Origin of the sequence: Vibrio sp. Y20_XG_PY13 (assembly GCF_024181925.1) — a bacterium.
Classification (GTDB): Bacteria; Pseudomonadota; Gammaproteobacteria; order Enterobacterales; family Vibrionaceae; genus Vibrio; species Vibrio parahaemolyticus.
The window spans coordinates 195,693-216,635 of record NZ_JAMZAL010000003.1; the positions used below are offsets into that span (position 1 = coordinate 195,693).

At 46.8% G+C, this 20,943-nt stretch carries 19 protein-coding genes; 10 read left to right on the plus strand and 9 right to left on the minus strand.

The features are described 5' to 3' along the window. Nucleotides 1-132: 132 nt before the first annotated feature. Together ahpC and NL646_RS09895 are read right to left on the minus strand one after the other, a co-directional pair. Complete coding sequence (ahpC, locus tag NL646_RS09890; RefSeq protein ID WP_005395542.1) at nucleotides 133-690, minus strand: alkyl hydroperoxide reductase subunit C; 558 nt, start codon at nucleotides 688-690, stop codon at nucleotides 133-135. A gap of 273 nt (nucleotides 691-963) precedes the next feature. Further along, nucleotides 964-1,422, minus strand: coding sequence for a MarR family winged helix-turn-helix transcriptional regulator (locus NL646_RS09895; protein WP_025539723.1), 459 nt, complete (start codon nucleotides 1,420-1,422; stop codon nucleotides 964-966). Nucleotides 1,423-1,547: 125 nt separating this feature from the next. On the opposite strand from NL646_RS09895, the gene NL646_RS09900 reads away from it, so the two are divergent. Then, nucleotides 1,548-1,970, plus strand: a complete 423-nt coding sequence (locus NL646_RS09900) for an organic hydroperoxide resistance protein (protein WP_015313691.1) — start codon at nucleotides 1,548-1,550, stop codon at nucleotides 1,968-1,970. Between the two features lie 77 nt (nucleotides 1,971-2,047). On the opposite strand, the gene NL646_RS09905 is transcribed toward NL646_RS09900, so the two are convergent. Together NL646_RS09905 and NL646_RS09910 are read right to left on the minus strand one after the other, a co-directional pair. Further along, nucleotides 2,048-3,145 (minus strand): ElyC/SanA/YdcF family protein, encoded by a 1,098-nt coding sequence (locus NL646_RS09905; protein WP_042762729.1) that lies wholly within the window; start codon nucleotides 3,143-3,145, stop codon nucleotides 2,048-2,050. 276 nt (nucleotides 3,146-3,421) lie between these two features. After that, nucleotides 3,422-3,667, minus strand: a complete 246-nt coding sequence (locus tag NL646_RS09910) for a DUF3297 family protein (RefSeq protein ID WP_253664161.1) — start codon at nucleotides 3,665-3,667, stop codon at nucleotides 3,422-3,424. Nucleotides 3,668-3,931: 264 nt separating this feature from the next. Between NL646_RS09910 and NL646_RS09915 the strand changes: the two genes are divergently transcribed. From NL646_RS09915 to NL646_RS09935, 5 genes are read left to right on the plus strand one after another with little or no spacing between them, the layout of a single operon-like run. After that, nucleotides 3,932-5,104 (plus strand): glycosyltransferase, encoded by a 1,173-nt coding sequence (locus NL646_RS09915; protein WP_021450473.1) that lies wholly within the window; start codon nucleotides 3,932-3,934, stop codon nucleotides 5,102-5,104. Between the two features lie 8 nt (nucleotides 5,105-5,112). Then, the gene (locus NL646_RS09920; RefSeq protein ID WP_025515556.1) at nucleotides 5,113-6,063 is read left to right on the plus strand and encodes a glycosyltransferase family 2 protein; all 951 of its coding nucleotides are present in this window, start codon (nucleotides 5,113-5,115) and stop codon (nucleotides 6,061-6,063) included. Further along, nucleotides 6,050-6,427 carry a GtrA family protein gene (locus NL646_RS09925; protein ID WP_023623791.1) on the plus strand — a complete coding sequence of 126 codons (378 nt, stop codon included), beginning with the start codon at nucleotides 6,050-6,052 and terminating at the stop codon, nucleotides 6,425-6,427. Before NL646_RS09920 ends, NL646_RS09925 begins: the two co-directional genes overlap by 14 nt. Before the next feature lie 13 nt (nucleotides 6,428-6,440). Beyond that, complete coding sequence (locus NL646_RS09930; RefSeq protein ID WP_253664162.1) at nucleotides 6,441-7,157, plus strand: bifunctional 2-polyprenyl-6-hydroxyphenol methylase/3-demethylubiquinol 3-O-methyltransferase UbiG; 717 nt, start codon at nucleotides 6,441-6,443, stop codon at nucleotides 7,155-7,157. Then, nucleotides 7,154-8,803, plus strand: coding sequence for a glycosyltransferase family 39 protein (locus NL646_RS09935; RefSeq protein ID WP_253664163.1), 1,650 nt, complete (start codon nucleotides 7,154-7,156; stop codon nucleotides 8,801-8,803). Before NL646_RS09930 ends, NL646_RS09935 begins: the two co-directional genes overlap by 4 nt. A 29-nt stretch (nucleotides 8,804-8,832) precedes the next feature. Here NL646_RS09935 and NL646_RS09940 read toward each other — a convergent pair whose 3' ends face one another. Then, nucleotides 8,833-10,824: a U32 family peptidase gene (locus tag NL646_RS09940; protein ID WP_253664164.1), complete on the minus strand. Its 1,992-nt coding sequence runs from the start codon at nucleotides 10,822-10,824 to the stop codon at nucleotides 8,833-8,835. 227 nt (nucleotides 10,825-11,051) lie between these two features. On the opposite strand from NL646_RS09940, the gene NL646_RS09945 reads away from it, so the two are divergent. Further along, nucleotides 11,052-11,498: a DUF302 domain-containing protein gene (locus NL646_RS09945; RefSeq protein WP_253664165.1), complete on the plus strand. Its 447-nt coding sequence runs from the start codon at nucleotides 11,052-11,054 to the stop codon at nucleotides 11,496-11,498. A gap of 94 nt (nucleotides 11,499-11,592) precedes the next feature. Here NL646_RS09945 and ptsG read toward each other — a convergent pair whose 3' ends face one another. Beyond that, nucleotides 11,593-13,035, minus strand: a complete 1,443-nt coding sequence (gene ptsG / locus NL646_RS09950; RefSeq protein WP_024702220.1) for a glucose-specific PTS transporter subunit IIBC — start codon at nucleotides 13,033-13,035, stop codon at nucleotides 11,593-11,595. 253 nt (nucleotides 13,036-13,288) lie between these two features. Here ptsG and NL646_RS09955 point away from each other — a divergent pair, with 253 nt between their 5' ends. From NL646_RS09955 to NL646_RS09965, 3 genes are read left to right on the plus strand one after another with little or no spacing between them, the layout of a single operon-like run. After that, nucleotides 13,289-13,996, plus strand: a complete 708-nt coding sequence (locus NL646_RS09955; protein WP_253664166.1) for a response regulator — start codon at nucleotides 13,289-13,291, stop codon at nucleotides 13,994-13,996. Next, nucleotides 13,986-15,416 (plus strand): ATP-binding protein, encoded by a 1,431-nt coding sequence (locus tag NL646_RS09960; protein WP_015313681.1) that lies wholly within the window; start codon nucleotides 13,986-13,988, stop codon nucleotides 15,414-15,416. Before NL646_RS09955 ends, NL646_RS09960 begins: the two co-directional genes overlap by 11 nt. Before the next feature lie 2 nt (nucleotides 15,417-15,418). Next, nucleotides 15,419-16,663, plus strand: a complete 1,245-nt coding sequence (locus NL646_RS09965; RefSeq protein ID WP_253664167.1) for an ABC transporter substrate-binding protein — start codon at nucleotides 15,419-15,421, stop codon at nucleotides 16,661-16,663. 73 nt (nucleotides 16,664-16,736) lie between these two features. Here the strand turns inward: NL646_RS09965 and NL646_RS09970 are convergent, their stop codons facing one another. Genes NL646_RS09970 through NL646_RS09980 form a run of 3 tightly spaced genes read right to left on the minus strand, consistent with a single transcriptional unit; the run spans nucleotide 16,737 to nucleotide 20,938 of the window. Then, a complete protein-coding gene (locus NL646_RS09970; RefSeq protein WP_230768016.1) occupies nucleotides 16,737-17,939 on the minus strand; it encodes a type III PLP-dependent enzyme in 1,203 nt (400 codons plus the stop codon). Beyond that, nucleotides 17,932-19,761: an IucA/IucC family siderophore biosynthesis protein gene (locus NL646_RS09975; RefSeq protein WP_253664168.1), complete on the minus strand. Its 1,830-nt coding sequence runs from the start codon at nucleotides 19,759-19,761 to the stop codon at nucleotides 17,932-17,934. The genes NL646_RS09970 and NL646_RS09975 overlap by 8 nt, the downstream gene beginning before the upstream one ends. After that, on the minus strand, nucleotides 19,733-20,938 hold the full coding sequence (locus NL646_RS09980; RefSeq protein WP_253664169.1) for an MFS transporter: 1,206 nt from the start codon (nucleotides 20,936-20,938) through the stop codon (nucleotides 19,733-19,735). Before NL646_RS09980 ends, NL646_RS09975 begins: the two co-directional genes overlap by 29 nt. Nucleotides 20,939-20,943 lie beyond the last annotated feature (5 nt).

The following is a 20,943-nucleotide window of genomic DNA, read 5'->3' on the forward strand; positions in this document are numbered from 1 at the left end:
AAGAGTGGTTACTCTGGATAAAATCAGTAGGGAGAGAGCAAACCAGGCAGAAGGTCGTCAAGGTATCTAACCTGGAATGCTCTCTAAGTTAAGCGTCAATTAGCATGTGAAATTGAGCTTAAATTCAGTGGCTTAGATTTTGCCTACTAGGTCTAGAGAAGGAGCTAGCGTCTCTTCGCCTTCTTTCCATTTTGCTGGGCAAACTTCGCCTGGGTGTGCTGCTACGTACTGAGCTGCTTTCACTTTGCGTAGTAGGTCTTCTGCGTCACGACCGATACCTTCAGCAGTGATTTCCATTGCTTGGATAGTACCTTCTGGGTCGATTAGGAACGTTGCACGGTCTGCAAGACCTTGACCTTCACGCATCACACCGAAGTTGTTTGTGATGTTGCCTGTTTGGTCGCCAAGCATGTAGTACTGGATCTTGCCGATTGTTTCTGAGCTATCGTGCCAAGCTTTGTGAGTGAAGTGTGTGTCTGTTGATACTGAGTACACTTCAACGCCGCGTTTTTGTAGCTCTTCGTAGTGGTCTGCTAGGTCACCTAGTTCTGTCGGACATACGAATGTGAAGTCTGCTGGGTAGAAGAAGAATACAGCCCATTTGCCTAGAACATCTTGTTCTGTTACTTCAACGAATTCGCCGTTTTTGTATGCTGTAGCTGCAAATGGTTTGATCTTTGTATTAATCATTTTTTACTTTCCTCAGAATGTTTTAGGGTGAGCAGTTCTTGCTTTCGGAAAGTATATTCGCATCGGATTGTGTTTAAGGAAAATCGCTTGTAACTATCCTATTGATAGACAAATCCTATTTTCGCTAATAGGGAAATCCGATTATAGACGCGAGAAGTTGATAGGTTTTATTGAAGAATGGCAATAGAAAGAGTGTCTGAAAGCAATGAGATCAATAAAGCCTGCAATGGCAGGCTTTTAGCTATTGAGAGGAGTTTATAAAGGGCTTGGCGGTTAGCTGAGCTTATCGAGCACTTTCTCGCAGAGCGTTTTTAGCGTCCCCAATTCTTCTAGATCCAACGTGAACTTACAGGCAATGGCATCAGGGACGGATTTCGCCTGATCTTTAAGTGCTCTGCCTGCTTCAGTAAGGTTCAATACGCGTACGCGCTCGTCGGTTTCACTTCTTCCTCTGCTCACAAAGCCTTTTGCTTCTAAGCGTTTTAGCAACGGGGTGAGCGTTCCTGAATCGAGGTGAAGCTGTGAGCCCAACTCTTTTACGCTTGTGCCATCTTTTTCCCACAACACCATCATTACCAAGTACTGCGAGTAGGTGAGATCAAGTGCGTCCAACAACGGTCGGTACGCGCGAATCACAGCGTTAGCAGCGCTGTATAGCGGAAAGCAGACTTGATTCTCTAGTAACAATTTTTCGTCTGCATTCAATGTACTTGGGGAGTAACACTGGCTCATGGGCTTAATCTCGATAAAGGCGATAAAAATAAATTGTGCACAATATAGTTGCAAACTATCGTTGTTTCGATATAAGGTTGCAAGCAATTAAATTGTGCGCAACTTAAATTAAAGAGGATATTCGCATGACAACATTATACAAAACTCAAGCTACTGCTCTGGCTGGCCGTAATGGTCAAGTAAAAACCAACGATGGTCTGCTGGATCTTGAACTTGCTTACCCAAAAGAGATGGGTGGCACAGGCGCAGCAACGAACCCAGAACAACTGTTTGCAGCGGGTTACTCGGCTTGTTTCTCTAACGCGATTTTGCACGTTGCGCGTGAAGCAAAAGTAGCGCTAAAGAGCGCACCTGTGACAGCTGAAGTAGGCATTGGCCCGAATGAAAACGGTGGCTTTGCGTTGACCGTTAGCCTCGCGGCAGAGTTAGACCTACCACAAGAACAAGCACTAGAGCTGACGCGCATTGCCCACCAAGTCTGCCCATACTCAAATGCCGTTCGTGGCAACATTGACGTCGCAGTTACAGTAAATGGCGAAGCGATCTAATCGCTTTAGATACTGTTCTAATGCAAGAAAGCCTGCGAACGTGCAGGCTTTCTTCGATTTGAATGGGGCGATAAGGGTTAACGCGACTCCAACGGGTAAGAGCGATAACTCCACATACCGTAAGTACGCAGCGCATCGCGGTAAATGCCAAGTAGTTCGCTCTCGCTGGCTTTCGCTAAGTCTTTGAGGGGTTTGTCTGGGTAACTTACGGTGTCGAAAGTGATGCCCTGCGGGCCAGTTTGCCAGCTAGCGATTTCAAACAAGGTTTGACCACGACGCACGTGACTTGCCGAGCTGATAATGGTCGCGTGTTTGATGTTGTGGCGCGCCAAGGCGTAGCTGCTGAACAGGGCATTGCCCACCGTGCTGGTGGCGTAGTTTTCTTCGATGATGCGGTCTTTGCTGACTCCTTTTTCAATCAGCCAGTCCGCCATCAATTTACCTTCAGTTTTATGGTTCTTTGGTACGCCGCCCGTCAAAATAATTATCGCATCTGGGTTCGCTTTCGCCATTGCTAACGTGGTTTGTAGACGTTCGACTAAGATTTGATGCATCGAACCATCGGGATTGAGCGCATAACCCAAGGTAACAATCGCGCCTTTGTCGTCCAGTTTGTCTTTATCGGCTTTCTCTTTCAGCGGCGTTGCCAAAACGCGATCTACTGTGTCGAAAATGCGGTTGATGTCTGCTGCTTTGCCGGCATTCAGTTTGGCCAGCGTTGCCATGTGTTGGTCTGATTCGGTTTGATTGCCTTTAAAGCGCTGCCACACCGCAAGATAAGCGTGTAAATCTGCATCGTCCGGCGCCACCGACAAGGCTTGTTCGAACAGTTCAATTGCTCGATCGACGTTCTTGTTGTAAATCTGCGCATTTGCCGCAGAAATGAGTAGGTCGGTGCGGTATGGCTCAAGTTGGTAAGCTTCTAGCAATCGGTCGGTAACTATCTCCATATTGCTCGGCATTTTCGCGGTAAAACCAGCGTGAGAGATACGCGCCGGCGATTTAAAGGCTTCCACGGCGTCATTCAAAAGTTGGTCGACAACTTGACGTTTGGTCACCAGTTGCGAGTAGTCTGCGGAAGATTGGATTGTAGAATCGTTGGCGGCCAGTGAATAAGGGGCTGCTGTCAGCGCAATTACGCTGCCAAGGGCGATAGCCAGGAGGTTCTTCTTCATGGGTGGATCCTAGTTTTGTTATTTTTCGAATTAGAAAGGTGGATTTTTTCAGTCTAGGTTTGGCTCATGAATAAACTGTGAAACGAATCTCAAAGCTGCCGAGCCAAGCGACCTTTATCGCCAAAACACGAAGTAGGATCACGAAAATGGTTTACTAATTATTTGTCATGTAACTGTTTGGTTTAAAAGATAAACAGTGCGAATGCAACAAAACGTAGGCATTAAAAAAGCCCGAGTAAGACTCGAGCTTTTTAGATTCGACTGAACGAGAGTTGCTTACACGTAGTACGCTTCAACTTCGCCTTTCAGTTTGATCAGCATTGGGTTACCGAAACGGTCTTTTGCTTTAGGAGACGCAATTTTTACCCAACCTTCACTCACGCAGTATTCTTCTACGTCAGTGCGCTCTTTACCGTTGAAACGGATACCGATTTGGTGCTCAAAACATTCTTTCATGAAGAATGGGCTACGTGGGTTACCTGCTAGGCGATCTGGTAGAGCTGGTTTTGCTGTATCTGTCATGTTTGTGACCTAAATTCCGTAAAAAAGTGCGCTATTGTAGTCAGTGCACAGTGAGTGTTCAAGAATTGTGACTAGTTTTAAGTGGATTACGCTGTAATAAAAGTCCAATTTTTAACGGTCTCCTTTTGCTTCTTCGTTAAGTGCTTTTCTAAACTAACTTAGTCATTATCTTTTGATCGTCTTGACTCTCTTACTAGCAATCATTTCTCAGGTTGCCGTTGCTTATACTATGGTTATTAAGTGCGATAAGTATTAGGAAAACAAATGGAACTTGTGATCTTAGCTATCGCTAGATTTCGAAGTGATCAAAAAGAAGCGATGAGTAAAAACTTCGTCAATTTAGCGCAGCGCTTAACTGAAAATGGACATCATGTTGTCACGGTTTCTCCAACCGGATTTCGTTCTCATATTAAGGTTGAACAACATACCTTTCGCGATGAGAGTCGATATGAATCTCTGTTTGAGGGGCTGATGAATCTTATTTACTTATGTAGAGAGCTCAACAGGCTGCTCGAGCAAACCAACAGTGCGAAAGTTAACCTACATATTGCTACGCCTATAGAACTATTGGTGGTTTTTTTCTTTTTAAACTCTCGGTATCAAAAACAAACGACTTTATCAATTTGGCAGTCATATTTGACCTTAGAGGAGGTCCGGAATAACAAGAATTATTTTTTGCAGAATTGGTTTAAGTATTTACATTTGTTTCTATTTAATTCGTTTGTCAGTGCGCCTTTATACAAGAGTTTGTTAGACAATTTTTGTCAAGCGATTGTACACAGTAAGTACCAGAAGTTGCAGCTATCTTCGCAGTCTAATTTACCAATATATTTCATTCAAAATGGGGTGTTTTCTGAGAACTTTTCGCGGCCTATTCTGGCAAAGAAGACACAAAAAATGTCTTTACTTTATATCGGACATTCTAAGCCATCAAAAGGCGTTGACGCTTTAATTGAATTGGCTGCAATACTAAAGAAACGAGAATGTATCAACTTTGATCTAACTCTCTGTCTCAGTGGCTTCGGCGACCAAGAAAATATAGAGAAACTTGTTTCTAAATATGATCTACAGCACCAAACTGAGTTTAAAGAGAACATTGATATTTCAGTAGAGATGGCGAGGGCAGACTTGTTGATTTTACCACTAAGGACATGTGTCGGAACGAGCCTAACACCTAATCTAATCGTGGAGGCAGTATCTTGCGGATTACCGATTGCGATTCCTTATTTCGAGCAATTATCGGATGTCACTCAATTCGGTTCTAATGCCATCAAGATTGATCTGGATGATTTAGAAGCGAGTGCAAGAGCTATAGAAAACGGTTTTAAGTTAGGTCAACTTGATCAGATGTCTAGAAATCAAATAAAGCAGTTTAAAGCTCGTTATACGTTAGAAAGTTTTGTTTCTGGCTATACACGAACACTCGGCCTTGGGTAGGAGGGAGTATGGATAAAATTAGCTTTATTGCTCCGTGTTTTAATGAAGAATCTGTGATCGAGGAGTATTACTTGCGTTTGTGTGAAGTTGCCAAACAGTACGATCAGTATTTGTTTGAGTTTGTTGTAGTTAATGATGCTAGTGTTGATAAAAGTGCAGTAATTTTAGACAAGCTGGCTATGGCGGATGAACGATTAGTGATCGTGCATCTTGCTGCGAATGTCGGGCAGCAAACCGCTTTGTTTGCTGGAATCGAAGCTGCAACTGGAGATATTAATATTACCATTGATATTGATCTTCAAGACCCTCCAGAAGTTATTACACAGTTCTTGGAAGAGATCGATAAAGGCTTTGATATCGTCCATGCCCAACGCTTGTCGAGAAGAAATGAAACCGCTTTTAAGCTAATTAGTGCAAAATTGTTTTACCGCTTTTTATCCCTCACCTCTCCCGCTAATTTAATTGAAGATTGCGGTGATTTTCGGGCATTTACTAAGCCAGTTAGAGAGGCCATTTCATGTTACCGAGAGAAGCACAAATACTTGAGGGGTATTTTTGCCATTATCGGATTTAATCAAACCATTATTCAATATGAACGTGATGGTAGACATGCAGGAGAAACGAAGTATTCACTTACTAAGATGTTTGCTTTAGCGTTAGACGCGGTACTTAATTTTTCCCGCTTTCCTATTCAACTGATGTTTGTTATCTCAACATTGATGTGGTCACTTGGCTTGTTATATCTCACCAAAGCACTAGTAAGTAAGTTCGTTTTTGGCACAACTGTCGATGGTTGGACATCAATCATCTTTTTTCAAGTCTTTTTCTCAGGGATTTTATTGTTCTTTATTGCCTTAATCGGTTCTTATGTCGGGCGAATTTTCGAGCAAGGTCAAGGCCGACCTGATTACACTATTCGTTACACAAGGAATATAAAGAGTAGCGATGAAGATAGTTAAGTTTGGTTCAGTAGGTATTTTGAACACTCTGGTCAGCTACCTCGTTTTTTGTGTGCTTATTTATTTTGATGTCTATTATTTGACATCTTCTGTTTTGTCTTTTTTAGTGGGTTCTGCCTTTAGTTACATCATGAACTCAAGATATACGTTTTCTGTTTGTGCAAATGTAAGAAGCTTTTTTAAATTTCTCATTATAACGGCAGGATCATTGTTCTTGAGTGTTTTACTGCTTTATATCTTTAAAAGTACTGTAGGCATTCATGTTCTCATCGCGCAGATTTTGGTCGTGTTGATTCGTTTCCCAATTGTATATCTATTAATGAAACGCATGGTCTTTAATCAAGCTCATTTGTTTCAACGATGAAAAGAGGTGACTTATGAAAACGAATCGGCAAGAAAAACAAGAGTTCTACAGTGATTCTGAAACTGTGAAAAAGTATGAAGAACTACGTTTTTCAAATGCTGGTGGACAATTTGTACATCAGTCTGAAGTGTCTTTGTTTTCAAAGTTTCTTAATATCTGCTCCTTGCGAGAGTCAATCCTAGATATACCCTGTGGCACAGGGAGAATGCTTCCTACTATTACCGCGTCTGGCTTTAAAAAGGTTTATGCGGCAGATTACTCTAATGAGATGCTCGCAGTTTGTAACGAGAACCCTTTGTTCCTAAAAGCACACTTTTCTAAACAAGACATTTATTCAACGACATATCCGAAGCAGCAATTTTCAGTAGTATTATCTAGCCGTTTTCTATTTCATTGTGATGATCAAGATCGGTTGTTTTCAGAGTTTGAACGGTTAATTGCACCAGGAGGATATCTTATTTTTGATAGCCTAAGATGGTCTCCGCGAACTTGGACACGACTTTTTTCTGAACAGCTAGGAGGAGATGTTTACACCAATAGCACATCTAGTATTTACAAGCTGGCAGATGCACACGGTTTCGAGGTTATAGACTCTCAAGTGATCCTGCTCTTTCCTAGCTTTGTTTATAACTTTATTCCAGGTATTTTAATGCCCCCGTTGATATGGCTTGAGTCAATTTGGCCGAGTTTACTCAAAACGAAACAAGTTTGGATACTTAAGAAGCGATGAGTGAAGAAAGAGTTAGATGGCTACTTGGGATTAACTTAAGTCTGTTATTCGGTTTTTATGTTTACATCATATTCAATCTCGCGCTCGTTAATGATGATTACATGGCGCTTTATACCACATGGTTAATGAGCGTTGGGAAACGGCCGAATCTTGACTTCAATGTTGATAGCTATACTTTGCTTTTTGATTGGATGACGCCAGTTTACTTTTTCTTTGGCGATAGATTCGAGCTTATTTACGTTTTTCGTTCGTTTTTTGTTTTGTTTTTGTTGGCGATAGGTTGGCAAGTCTATGTGCTTCTTTGCCAAATATTTACGGTCAATATTGCACTCACTACATTGTTATTGCTCTTTGCCTCTTCTGCGATGGTGATGCGTGGCATTGACCTTCGTCCTGACCTCGTTATTCTTTTTCTTTGGTTACAAATAATCATTGTGTTGTATGTGTGCCCAGGAAGTGATGCTCATAAATTGTTTTGGGTGGGTTTACTATTCGGGCTTGCGATACTCTTCAAATTTAAGGCGATTTTGATTGGCTTAGTGATTGGGCTCTTCGGGCTTATTCGGCTAATTCAAAAGCGATCCGTACGGGACTTTGTCTTGGATGTAAGTGCGCTTTTTTTAGGCATTATCTCTTGCGCTGCTTTGTTTGTTGCGGCCGTTGGAATCTCTTCACTTGAATTGTTTTTGTACACGACGTTTGATTTATTTCTGTATTCGACATCGCATGGTAGTGACGCAAGCTCTCTGAAGGTTGATGTACTGATACAGTACTTTTTACATGATATTGTTTATTGGCTGTTTGCTCTTATAGGAGTGGGAATATGTGTCAGTAAGTGGAAAGTACTATCGTTTAAGCAAGCTCAGTTTTTGATAGCTCTGGTTACATTAGCTGTGTTGTCGGTTTTGGCTAACCCCCACTATCATGCATATAACTTGGTCACACTTTATCCTTTACTTGCGGTATTTGTTGCGTTCTCAATCCAGTACGTTGTTTCATCTACTCGGGAGTGGTCGAAAGGGACGGTCGTCACTTGTATCGTACTATTCTTGATTGTGATTGCTCGTATCCTCCACTATCCGGTACAACATAATAATCAGCACCAAGTCGCCCTACAAACATTCATAGAAAGGCAAACGCAAGTTGACGACGCGGTCTTTGCCTATGAAGGAATAGGTCTTTTTCGTCCATCTACTTATCATTGGCGAACATCTGCCATCAAGATAAACAACTATTATCGGGGTCAGTATGACGTTTGGCAGGAAATTCGTGCAGTAAAGCCGATACTCATCGTCGAAAGTTATCGAATTCCTGATTGGTTATTAGAGGGGGACCGCGATGCTCTTCGGCAACACTATGTTTCTATTGCCCCGTTTATTCTGACTCTTGGGTTAAAAACACAATCTAGTGTTCAAGGTGATTTACTGCGCTCGGGTTGGTACGTGCTTGAGAGTGACCGCTTGAACCGTTGCTTTATTGATGGTGTTGATGTGTCTGTCGGAGATAAGATATGGCTCAACTTCGGGGCGCATACACTAACGTCTCAAGACGGCACTTGTACTCTTCATTGGTATTTTTCTCATCTTGGCATTGAGGCGCTCAGGCAAAGCAATCCTGAGAGTCACCCCTATTTATTTAGCCCTTAGTAAAGGTTGTAGGATCTAGAAATATCCCTCTACAACCCCTTCAAATACTGCGCGTTGGTTGTTGGTTGAATCATGGCATTCAGCGTTTGGACGGCTTGTTCACTGTGATCTTCAAGTAGAGCTAAGAACGCGTCAATCAACTCAGGTTTGCTTGCTGAGACTTTCGTTTCGGTCTGGATATCACGCAGATCGATCAACACATCGGTAAACAATTGCGGCAGATCGTGCAGCACTTGCAGGTTTAAGACGTTGTGCTCGCTGTAGATTGAATTGTGGTTGCCTTTCTGTTTTTGCACCACGTAAGGATTGTCTTTTAAGTTGATGATAGAAGTGCGTTTATCACAGCGTTTCAAACAACCTTTGTTGACCTTCACCTTACGGCATCCTTCGGTTTGTTGGAACAAACATTGGCGGCTCGTGAGTAGGGTATTTGGATGATAAATGCTGTAGAAGCTGCGCATGTTTTTCGGACGCTTGATATGGCGCATCTGCTTCATATTCAGCTCGTTAGAAACAAACGCGCCACTTGCCGCGAACTCGTCTTGAAGGGATTTAAACGCGTATGAGTTCACCGTGTTCATTTGTGGGCCTGCCACCCAGCCTAAGCCGAGCTCTTTTGCGATCATGCCGACGCCTGAGTTGTTGGTGATCAACAATTCAGGTTGGATGGTTTCCAAAAATACACGAGCGGCTTGGTAGTCTTCGCCAATCAAAATGGCAGGGAACCAAGGTTTGAGCATTGGGTTGGCTTGGAACAATTCAATCATCGCGCTCAGTTCACCAGACAATCCCATTGGCAACTGATAGTAAACATCAATGTCGCGGTATTCGCACAGCATGGCTTCTTGTGCTGACGAGATCAGAACCGATAGTTTTGGCGCTCCTTGGCGAGGTTCTGGTTGAGGTAACGCTGGCAGAGTTGGCACATCAATCGACCCTTTCAAGCTGCTGCCGGATACTTGTGTCGAAGTGACATCGAACGACTTAGTTTGCTCTGCCACTTTCTCAATGATCGCGGTTTTGTCGTCGTAGAGTTTCTTTTTCACCGCTTGCACATCATCAGCAGACTGGCATTGATAAACCTTCGAAAAATGCTTTACAGCGTGGTCGCGCGGGTTGTCGATGTACATCGCCTTGCCGAAATCACCTTGCAAAAATGCGTTGGAGAAATCACGGTTGAACACCGTGTACAACTCGGTTGTGTCTTCAGAGAGTTCCAAACCCTCGCACAAGCGATCGATTTGCTGGCGCCAATTGTCGACCACGGTATAGACGTAGTGCGATTTCTTGATTCGCCCTTCCACTTTTAATGAATACACGCCAGCATCGGCAAGCGCTTTCAAGTCCCCAAAGGCGGAGTTGTCTTTCATATTGAGTGGGTAGTTGTTGCCTGTTTTGGTCGTTTCGTACTGTTCGCGACAAGGTTGGCTGCAGCGTCCACGGTTACCTGATGCACCATTGCGAGCGGAACTGATGTAGCAAATTCCGGAGAATCCGATGCAGTATGAGCCGTGGACAAACACTTCCATCATTACGTTGTGCTCGCGACCAAATTGCGCCAGATGTTTTATTTCATCGATGTTAAGTTCGCGAGATAAGTTTACTCGGCTTGCGGTGAGCTGGTTGAGAAAGAGGATCTGTCCTTCGTTATGCGTGTTCAGTTGCGTTGAAGCGTGCACATCCAAATCGGGGAAGTGATGTTTGAGAATGTAGGCCAGACCGAGATCTTGCACGATCACGCCATCGATTTTGGTGGTGTTCAGTTGGTTGAGTAAGCGAACAATCGCCGGAATTTCACTTTCTAAAATCAGCACATTCAACGTTAGGAAAATCTTACAGCTGTGCTGATGGGCCAACGTTAACACGCCATTTAAGTTATCTAAGGTGAGGTTGGTCGCTCGGTTACGAGCATTGAAGCGGTCGAGCCCACAGTAAATTGCATCGGCGCCAGCGGCAATGGCGGCTTTGATGGAATCTAAATCACCACCGGGTGCTAATAACTCAAATTGATCGCGTGTCACTACTTTTCTCTTTCTTACTAAAATAGGCTGCAAATGTTACGTATTTCACGCTTTTGATGCTCGGCTAGTTAATGCTTTATTAATCTGAATCAATTAATCCGTGTTACACGGTCGACTCTTGAGTGGGTAGAGTGCAATTCGCGATAGCGGAATCTGACTTCTATAGTTTTCCTACACTTGGTTTTTCTATATCTAGTTTTCGACTCAGAAAGAGGAAGGGACGACAAATGAAAAAAGTAATCATCGGGTTGGTCGTGGCGTTGACGTCATTGAGTGCGTTGGCTGGTGAGGGCGTGGTAACCGTTGCGAGCACGCATTCAGCAAAAGATACGGCGGATAAATTTGTCGCTATCGCGCAAGAAAAAGGGTTGAACGTCTTTGCGCGCATTAACCATCAAGAGAATGCCACGAAAGTCGATATGACGTTGCGACCAACTGAAGTTATCGTGTTTGGAAACCCTAAAGTGGGCACACCACTGATGATCTGTACGCCGGAAGTGGCGCTCGATTTACCCCAAAAAGTGTTGGTGTATGAAGATGCTGAAGGCAAAACGTGGTTAGCTTACAACGATCCTATGTATTTAAAGCAGCGCCATCATATTGAAGGCTGCGACGAGGTATTGAACAAAATCAGCGGCGTGCTGGGCAATTTAACCAACGCGGCGGCGAAGTAGGGCTGGTTGTTGACTTCGCTTTTTTTACCCCAAAAACGAAAAAGCCAACCTCACAAGGAGGTTGGCAAATCTTACCTAGATTGGGGAGGTAAGATCAGGAGGCGGCGAGTACGCTGTGCACTTCTGACTTAATTGAGTCAGACTGCGTGCCGAAAATCGCTTGTAAACTGTCGCCAATCACTAACACATCTCGCGCGCCGAGTGCTTTTAGCTTAGCAACATCAACGTTGGCAATGTCTTTCACCGAGACACGCAGACGGGTGATACACGCATCGACTGACTTGATATTGGCTTTGCCGCCCAATGCAGCTACTACATCCACCGCAATTTCATCAGGTTGTCCGGCGATCTTCACTTCTGCAATGTCGGTTTCACGGCCCGGCGTTTTTAGATCCAACTTCACAATTAGAAAGCGGAACAAACCGTAGTACAGCGTCGCCCAGATTGGACCGATGATGATGAACATCCACGCGTTGCTCGACATTGGGTAGTAAAGGAAGAACTGGATCGCGCCGTGCGCAAAGTCAGTACTGTGTTTGATTTCCAAAAATGCGGTGATCGCAAACGCAATACCGGTGAGGAAAATATGGATTACGTACAGCACTGGCGCGACGAATAGGAAGGTAAATTCGATTGGCTCTGTGATACCAGTTAACCAAGAGGTCAACGCCGCAGACATCATCAAACCGCCGACGATTTTCTTACGCTCAGGAGACGCGCAGTGGTAAATCGCCAGTGCCGCTGCTGGTAGCGCCCACATGGAGTACATAAAGCCACCAGACAGATAACCCGCGGTTTTATCGCCCGCGAAGAAGCGAGTGAGCTCACCGGTAAACTCTTTGCCGGTTTCTGGGTCTACATAGCTGCCGACTTCAAAGAAGAACGGCGCATTCCAGATGTGGTGCAAACCAACCGGGAGTAGTGAACGTTCGCCCGCGCCGTAAACCGCCCACGCGAGTACAGGGTTTTGGTACGCTGCCCAATGAGAGAATGCATCAAGAAGTTGTCCGACAGGTGGCCATGCAAACGCGAGAATCGCACCAACGACGATCGCCGATAGACCGGTGACAATGGGCACAAATCGCTTACCCGCGAAGAAGCCCAAATATTCCGGCAGTTTGATGTTGTAGAAGCGGTTGTACATGATTGCCGCGACCGCACCGATAAAGATGCCGCCAAACACCCCGGTTTGCAGCGTCTCAACGCCCATGATGGTGGCGTCAGTTTCTAAGCCGCGCAAGCCAGTCACGATACCGAGCGATGCGTTCATAATAATTAGGCCAACTAAGCCAGCGAGCGCAGCCGCACCGTCATTGCCTTTTGATAACCCGAGCGCTACACCGACCGCAAACATCAACTGCATGTTGCCGAACACGCCTTCACCGGCGGCGAGCATCACTTTGTTGACCGCGTCTGGAATAAACGCAAAACCCGCGTTACCAATACCCAGCATCAAGCCAGCCACCGGTAACACCGCCACAGGCAGCATCAACGACCGCCCTATTTTTTGTAGTTGTCCAAATATACTTGCAAACATGGTTTCCTCCTGACGAATGCCAGTGTTGTAGGACCTGATTCCTTCAGGTCATGTTGTTTCACGTAAGGTCAGGATGATCATAGCGAGCAAGGCGGCGCCTAAGGTTACAAAAGGCAATCAGTTTGTAAGTGGCCGCTTACAAATCTCTTACACCGAGAAGTGAAAATTGTAATCGGCTCGATTGTGCATGGGCGTTTAAGAATGCATCATATTGGCCAGCGCCAAACTCAGGGACGGACACAGGGAAAGTAGGATGGAAAACAAGCAGATACTGGTCGTCGATGACAACCTCGACCTTCGCGAAGCGTTGTCAGATTACCTTGGCCGCGCAGGGTTTGAAGTGCTTTGCGCGGAAAACGGCGGCGTGATGTGGCAACTGCTCAACGATCACCATCCTGATTTGATCATCCTCGATATTATGATGCCCGGTGAAGACGGCTTTACCCTGTGCCAGAAACTGCGCAAAAACTCCGATGTTCCTATCATCATGCTGACCGCCGTCACTGAAGAAGCCGACCGAGTCGCAGGGCTAGAAATGGGCGCTGACGATTACATCACCAAATCATTCAGTCCGCGTGAACTGCTCGCGCGCATCAAAGCGATTCTGAGACGCAGCCAAACGACCGCCAATAGCAAACTGACGCGTAAAGTGCGTTTTGACGATTGGTTGTTAGATACCGTAACCCGGCAACTGACCCACGTTGCTAGCAGCGAGGTTAAGCAACTGAGTGGCGCGGATTTGTCGCTGCTCGGTTTGTTCGTCAACCACGCGCAATCAATATTGTCTCGCGATGACATTGCGCGCGAGATCTGGGGACGCGATGCCGACCCGTTTGAACGCGGCATTGACGTGCAGATCAGCCGCTTGCGTCATCACCTTGAAGATAAAGACCGCTCGCTGATCCTAACGGTGCGCAACAAAGGCTACATGCTGACCACGGACGTGCATTATGAGAATTAAACGCTGGACGGGATCACTGGTCGTTCGTACCAGTGTGTTCTTGTTGCTGGTGATCATTCTGGCGCAGGTATTATCCGGGATTATCTGGTATCAACACGCCAGCGAACGCGATAAAGAAGGCCTGACCACCACAGTCAAAAGCTTAGCACTGAGTGCTTCTTCCACCATCGCCTTCTTTCAAACCCTCCCTTCTGAATATCGCCACTTGGTGCTCAATCAACTACGCAACATGGGTGGTACGCGCTTTTTCGTCTCACTCAACAATCACCAGATTGACGTCGACCCGCTGCCGGAGAGCGAACGCAAAACGCTGGTCATCAACCAAGTTCGTGAAGTATTAGAAAGCGAGCTGAGCGGCATTCCTAATATCGAGGTGGAGTTCACCCAGCGCGACAAACTCAAAGTGTTCAACAACGAGCTACCTATCGATGAACTGCCGCTATTGTGGGCGCATTATTCGCTTTCGTTTGGTGACCTCAATCCGCCTATTCTGGTGATGCAGGTCGAAGTCGCGCAGAACGAATGGTTTTATCTCGCGGCGGTGCTGCCCGCGCCTTACATCAACCTAGAGACTAACTATTTTGAGCTGCGCCAATGGCTGACGCTATTGGTGTCCGCGCTAATGCTGTTGCTGTGTACCTGGTTTATCGTTCGCAAAGAAATTCAACCCATTCGAGAGCTGGCAAAAGCCGCAACCCTGATGTCGAGCAGATTAGACGTGCCCGAAGTCTCTGAGCGCGGCAGTAACGAACTAAAAGCGGCAGTACGTGCGTTTAACAAGATGAATCGACGCATCGACAGCCACATTAAAGACCGCGAGATGCTGTTCAGCGCCATCTCCCACGATCTGAAAACGCCGATAGCCTGCCTAAAACTGCGGGCGGAAATGCTGGATGACGACGCCGACCGAGAACGCTTTATCCGCCTGAGTAACGACCTAGATTTGATGGTCAAAGGCGCATTGCAATGCATTAAAGAGACCGATATCCACGAGGAAATCGAGCCGATCAATTTCACCCAATTGATTCAGCACATTTCCGCCAATATCGCCGATGCGCCGGACACAATTCGCATCCACGGTGAAATCCGCACCCACTTTGCTGGTAAACCGTTAGCGATTAAGCGCTGCATTCAGAATCTGGTCGATAACGCGCTCAAATACGGCCATCAAGCGGACATTACGCTGAGTGAAAGCCCAGAGTCGATCCAGATTGAAATTGAAGATCACGGTGATGGTGTTGACGATTTACTACTTGAAAAGCTCTGCCAGCCATACTTCCGCGCTAGCAACGATAAAGAAGGCAGTGGGCTGGGGTTAACCATTTCACAGAGCATTGCAAAGGCTCACGGCGGCAGTTTGTCGCTGAGCCATTCTCAGTTTGGCGGCCTCTGCGCCACACTGACTTTCCCGAGAGACTGACTATGAACAAACTGGCATTCTGGTTCCCACTGTTGCTCGCCCCTTGCGTTGCTCACGCTGAGTCGCCACAAGGGGTAGAGTTTTTACATTGGTGGACTTCTGACGGCGAGCAGCAAGCGCTGCAAACACTTAAAGCTCAGCTAAAACGGCACGATATAGAGCTGCTGCAAAGTCCGGTGTTAGGCGGTGGTGGCGACAGCGCGATGACGGTACTGCAAGCACGCGCGCTGGCGGGCAACCCACCGAGCTTCGCGCAAATCGAAGGGCCAAGTATTAAGGCGTGGGATGCCATCGGTATTTTGCACAACGTCAACGCGGTAGCGGATGAGCAGCGCTGGGACGAGGTGCTCTACCCGCTGTCTATCGAAATCAATAAAACACAACACGGCTATATCGCCCTGCCACTTACGCTGCACCGCTTGAACTGGCTGTGGGTCAACCACAAGCTGCTTAAACAACTGAATCTGTCCGCGCCAAAAAACTGGCAAGAGATGTTCGCCGCCATGGAGCTTGCGAAGCAAAATGGCATCGTGCCAATCGCGGTCGGTGAGCAGCCGTGGCAAGTCGCCCAACTTTTCGAGAACTTAGTGATCTCCACTGGCGGCGTTGAGTTCTACACCAATGCAATGGTTAAACTTGAGCGAGACAGCATCGACAGCGATACCCTGCGTCAAGCGTTGACGCAATTTCGCCGCCTGAGTTTGTTGATCGACAACCAATTACCCGACAGTAAGTGGGATACGGCGACCCAAGCGCTAGCCGACGGTCAAGCGCTGTTTCAAATCGGTGGAGATTGGATTTTAGGTGAGCTGCTCGCCAATCAAGTCTCAGTCCCGCAAGAGGTCGGCTGTTACCCAACGCCTGACAGCGATGGTGTATTCCTCTACAACATGGACAGTTTGGTGTTTATGTCGAGCAAGTCGTTTTCTGCCGAGGCGGCTCAGCAAACCGCAAGCGCGCTGGCAGACGTCGAGTTTCAAGCTAAGTTCAATAAGGTAAAAGGCTCGATTCCGGTACGCACTGATATCGACATCAGCGATTTTAATCCGTGTCAGATCCAGTCATATCAAGACTTTCACTACGGCGTTAAACACAACCTCGCTGTGCCGAGTATGATTGATTCGATGGCGGTCAATCCGGTTGCCCAGCAAGCGATAAACTCGGAAATCTTCCGTTTTTACCGCAATCCCAAGATGGAACCCGACGAGCTGATAAAACGCATTATTGCTATTTCGCAAAGCGGTTAATGGCAATGAATTTGTGCCGAGTGGAATAAAAAAGCCCCAATGATTGGGGCTTGAGTAAAGCGAAGTATGCCGTTTAGAAATAGTGGAAGATCGGCGGTTCATGCATCAAGAAGTTTTGATGGGAGATGTTCCACGCATAGGCGCCCGCTAAGGTAAACACAACATAATCACCAATATCGACGTGGGCGACGTGTTGATTGCGTGCCAGCACATCTTTGGGCGTACAAAGCTGGCCGACAAAAGTTGCTTGTGCATGCTGAATTGGATGAGAAATTTCATGGTGTTGCTCGCTTTTCAGGATGACGAATGGATGATCATGGCTCTGCGCTGCTGGCGTGCGAAAATGGTGGGTTCCTCCGCGCGCGATGACAAAGTTTTCGCCAAGATTTTGCTTAATATCCAGCACTTCCATTACGTAATAACCGCATGCCGCCGTGATGAAACGTCCGCATTCAAAACGCAGTGTCCAGTCTTGCACTTGCTCTTTGGCGATGAGGAATTCCAACTTGTCGCAAAACTCCATCCACGGAAAGTGTTGCTCAGGGTTTTGGTAGTTAATCCCCATGCCTCCACCCAAGTTGATCATCAGCTCACCGAGTTCAAACTCTTGTTGCCACGCCTTCACGACTTGGAAATAGCGCTGCATTAACGCTAAGTGACGTTCAACATCGAGCTGATGCGACATCAAGTGAAAATGGAAACCTTTCAGTGACACTTGCGGGAAATCGCGCAGCAACATCAAAGCATTACTCAGTTCGGACTCGTCCAAACCAAAAGGAGTTGGCTTGCCGCCCATCGCCAACTTGCTGAGCGTGATATCGCCAATATCAATGTTCATACGCAAAAAGATCGAAGTAGGGCGGTTGAGGCGCTCGGTTAGTGCTCCAATGCGCTTTAGCTCGGTGAGGCTTTCGACATGAATTGCATCAACATCAAGCTCAATCGCTTGTTGCAATTCACTTGGCATTTTCCCCGGGCCGCCGAAGATCAATGGCTTATCGAGTTGCTGCTGGTGGAGGTGTGCCAGCTCCCCGCCAGATGCCGCTTCAAAACCATCGACATACGGCGCGAGCGTTTTGAGAATAGGGCCCGATGGATTGGCTTTGGCTGCGTAAAATAGCTCGACATTTTTCGGCAAAACGTGACGCAGTTGTTTGATGTGTTCTTCTAAGGCGTTTAGGTCATACACGTACGCGCACAAAGGTTGATTTTGCTGCTGTGCGAGCGTGTGAACTTGTTGGCTAACGCGTGTCGGTAGAGAGAGGGAATTAGGCATGTTGCGCTCCTTTTTCGTGTTGCTGCCAAGGCGCGGCGACTTGGGTATAGCCCGACTCCTTATCGGCTTTTTGCATCAAACGCGTGGTGAAATTATTTTTGCTTGGGAAGTGACCGCCATTCTGCAACGCTTCTAGTTCCGGCTGTTTTCCATTCACTGATTGCCAACGCACAATGGCACTTTGCACCGCATTCCACAGCGTTTGCTCTAGTGGCTCATCACCTTCTGCGATGAAGAAAATCGCTTCGCTGATGTTGTTGATAAAGGTGCAGTATCCGATGCGATTCCAACCTTGTTCGCGACTGTAGTAAACCGATTGTCGCGCGCGTTCAGACAAATCAGTTAATGTTTCTGCTGGCCAAAACTCCGGCAGTAATTTAGTGCCTTCCAAATCACGAATCCAAACACAACACGGCATCTCTTGCTCAAAGCCAATCAAGGTGTTTTGCAAATGCGGCTCAAACGCCACCCCGTGTTTGAAGTAGTAATTAAACACGCCCGGGATCAGGCAATGCAAATAGCGTTCAAACCACAGTGTCGCGATGTCGGAATAGCGATTTTGCGTAGTACGCGCTTTGTTTTTAAGGCGTTGAGCAATGCAACTGTTGCCGTTTTTGTCGTAAGCAAACAGAGCGCCAGCGAGGGTTGGTTTTAAGATATCGACTTCGCTCAGCGAGAAATTTTCGCGATACAAAATCCCAAACGATTCGCGCGCTTTGGTGTTGTCATCCCAATTACGCTCAGCGACACTTTCTAGATTCAATGTGGTGGCGTAAGGCTCTGTCATCACTTTAAATACGGGGTTGTGCAGCTGTTCGTTTTCTCGAATCGGTTTGAGAATCGACGTGAGCTGCACGGCGCTGTCGAGTTCGTACCACGCATTTTTGCGCACGCAATTGGTTAATCGTACGTTGATGGAGAATTTCGCAAACCAATCCATATCTGGGTGGTAGAGGGTACGAACTGAAGAGGTCGGCTGCATCTTTTCACCACCTAAACCCAGTGGCGTGATCTTGCCTTGTTCAATGGCACGCCTCACGCTTGGGTTGCTCAAAATGGTGTAGCTTTCCCAAGGATGGCAAGGGTAGAGGGTCTTCCCATTGCTGGTGGTGTGTTGTGGCGCGAGCTGTTGTAGCATGCGCTGCGCAGGGTTAGCTTCTCCGTCGGACCTCAGCACATCAAGTAACGATGTATCCACTTCAAACCAGTACAACGGGACTTGCGCGCCGACTTCTGGAGAAAACGCCAAGAGATCATCCATGGTGACGCCCGAACGACTTTTCGGGGTCGGATGGAAAGTATGCCCCCAAATCAGAGATTGTTCCGAAGCGATAAATTCGTTGTGATGCGATTTGGGCGTGACGTTGAGAAACTGCTCGGTAACCAGAACGCTATTTTCCAGTTGTTCGATCAGCTCATGGTTAAATGGGATCGCCAACACCTGCTTGAGATAGTTAAGCAAAAGCGTAAGAGTTTGCGTGGCATCCAATTTCGCCCAACCAGATCCCGGCATTTTCGCCCAAGGCAGTTCTGCCAATTTTATTTTGCCCAGTTTGCTCGCGTAGTGAATCGGCAAAACCAACACGCCATTTTGTTGAGAAAGATGAACGGCTACCCGCTGCTTGGCGGAATAGTTGCGTTTTAACGTTTGGGGTAGCGATGTCGATTGGTAGTGCCATTCCACTTGTTGATTCGGTAACGCAAATTCCCGTAAGTAACAATTAAGAACACCCATTATCGTGTTGAGTTGGGCTTTCTCACGATTGAGCTGCACATCATGCGCGCGCAACTCGCTAGTCTGAGAGGATTGAGTTTGTAACATGTTGATTTCCAAATTTTGAGTGGAGAACCAGCGCGATCAAGGTGATTACGCTGACTATCGCAGAAAGTAGGAAAGGAACCTCAAGTAGCCCCAAGCTAGAAATGAAAGAAGCGCAAAATCCCGCCGCCACGCCACCCCATTTGGACATGGCATCAAAGCGAGAAAATACTTTGCCACTGAGTTTGCGATCCAGATTGCTCGCAAGATGCTGATGCAATCCGTGATAGCAACACACCATCGCGATGCCGAAGATAATTCTCGCAGCAATGAGTGCGATTTCGGACGCAATCAAATGCAAGGCAGAGCTCACGGCAAGCAATGCAAACCCGAGCCACAACGTGCGCAGCGGTTGATGGCGATTCAGCCCATCTGACAACACGTGGATTTTGCCTGCCAGCAACAGATAGACGCCATGCGGCAGTGCGTACAAAAAACCGATCCATGCGTGGTTAGTGATGCCATATTGCTGCACAAACGGCGAGAAATAAGGAAAGGTCACCACCATAGAAAACGCAAACCCGAACTGAGCAAAGAAGATCCAGCGAATGGCATGCATTGCGTTTTTCTGTGCAACAGGTTGTTCTTGCTGAGATTCTGAGTTTGGCTTTTCGAGGTTTTGGTCGGCGGGTTTATCCACTGGCAGTGTTAGCGTGATGCCCATCGCAATTAAAGGCAAAACGCATAACCAAAGGTACGCGTTGAGCGGTTTGGTCTCTGACAAGCTCCAGCCGAGCCCAATGGGCGCAACGATCAGCGCCAAGCGAGCAGATAGTTGGGTTTTATTGAGTGACTTGCCGAGTGTTTTGGCTTCTTTAATTTGACTAGATAAGTAGCTGTTCGAGGCGGCCATGGTGCCGCCAAAGGTTCCTTGAACAATAAGACCAAACACAAACATGGCGAGGTTGTCTGCCAAGCCGCACAGCGCAAACCCTGCTGCAAGGCCAAGTTGCGCACGCAAGAGTGAGCGGCGGCGACCATAGCGATCGGCAAAGTTGCCCCAAAATCGCGCCGCCAACGCAGTACAAAACGTAGGTAGGATAAACAATACCCCTGCCCAGTCCGCATCAATGCTTGCGCCTAACGTTGGCAACACGACGGGTAGAAATAGCGGCATACCTAACGCGGCAAACGCAGCGATAAAGTGGCACAACAACACACTGTAGATGAGTTTGGTCATAATCG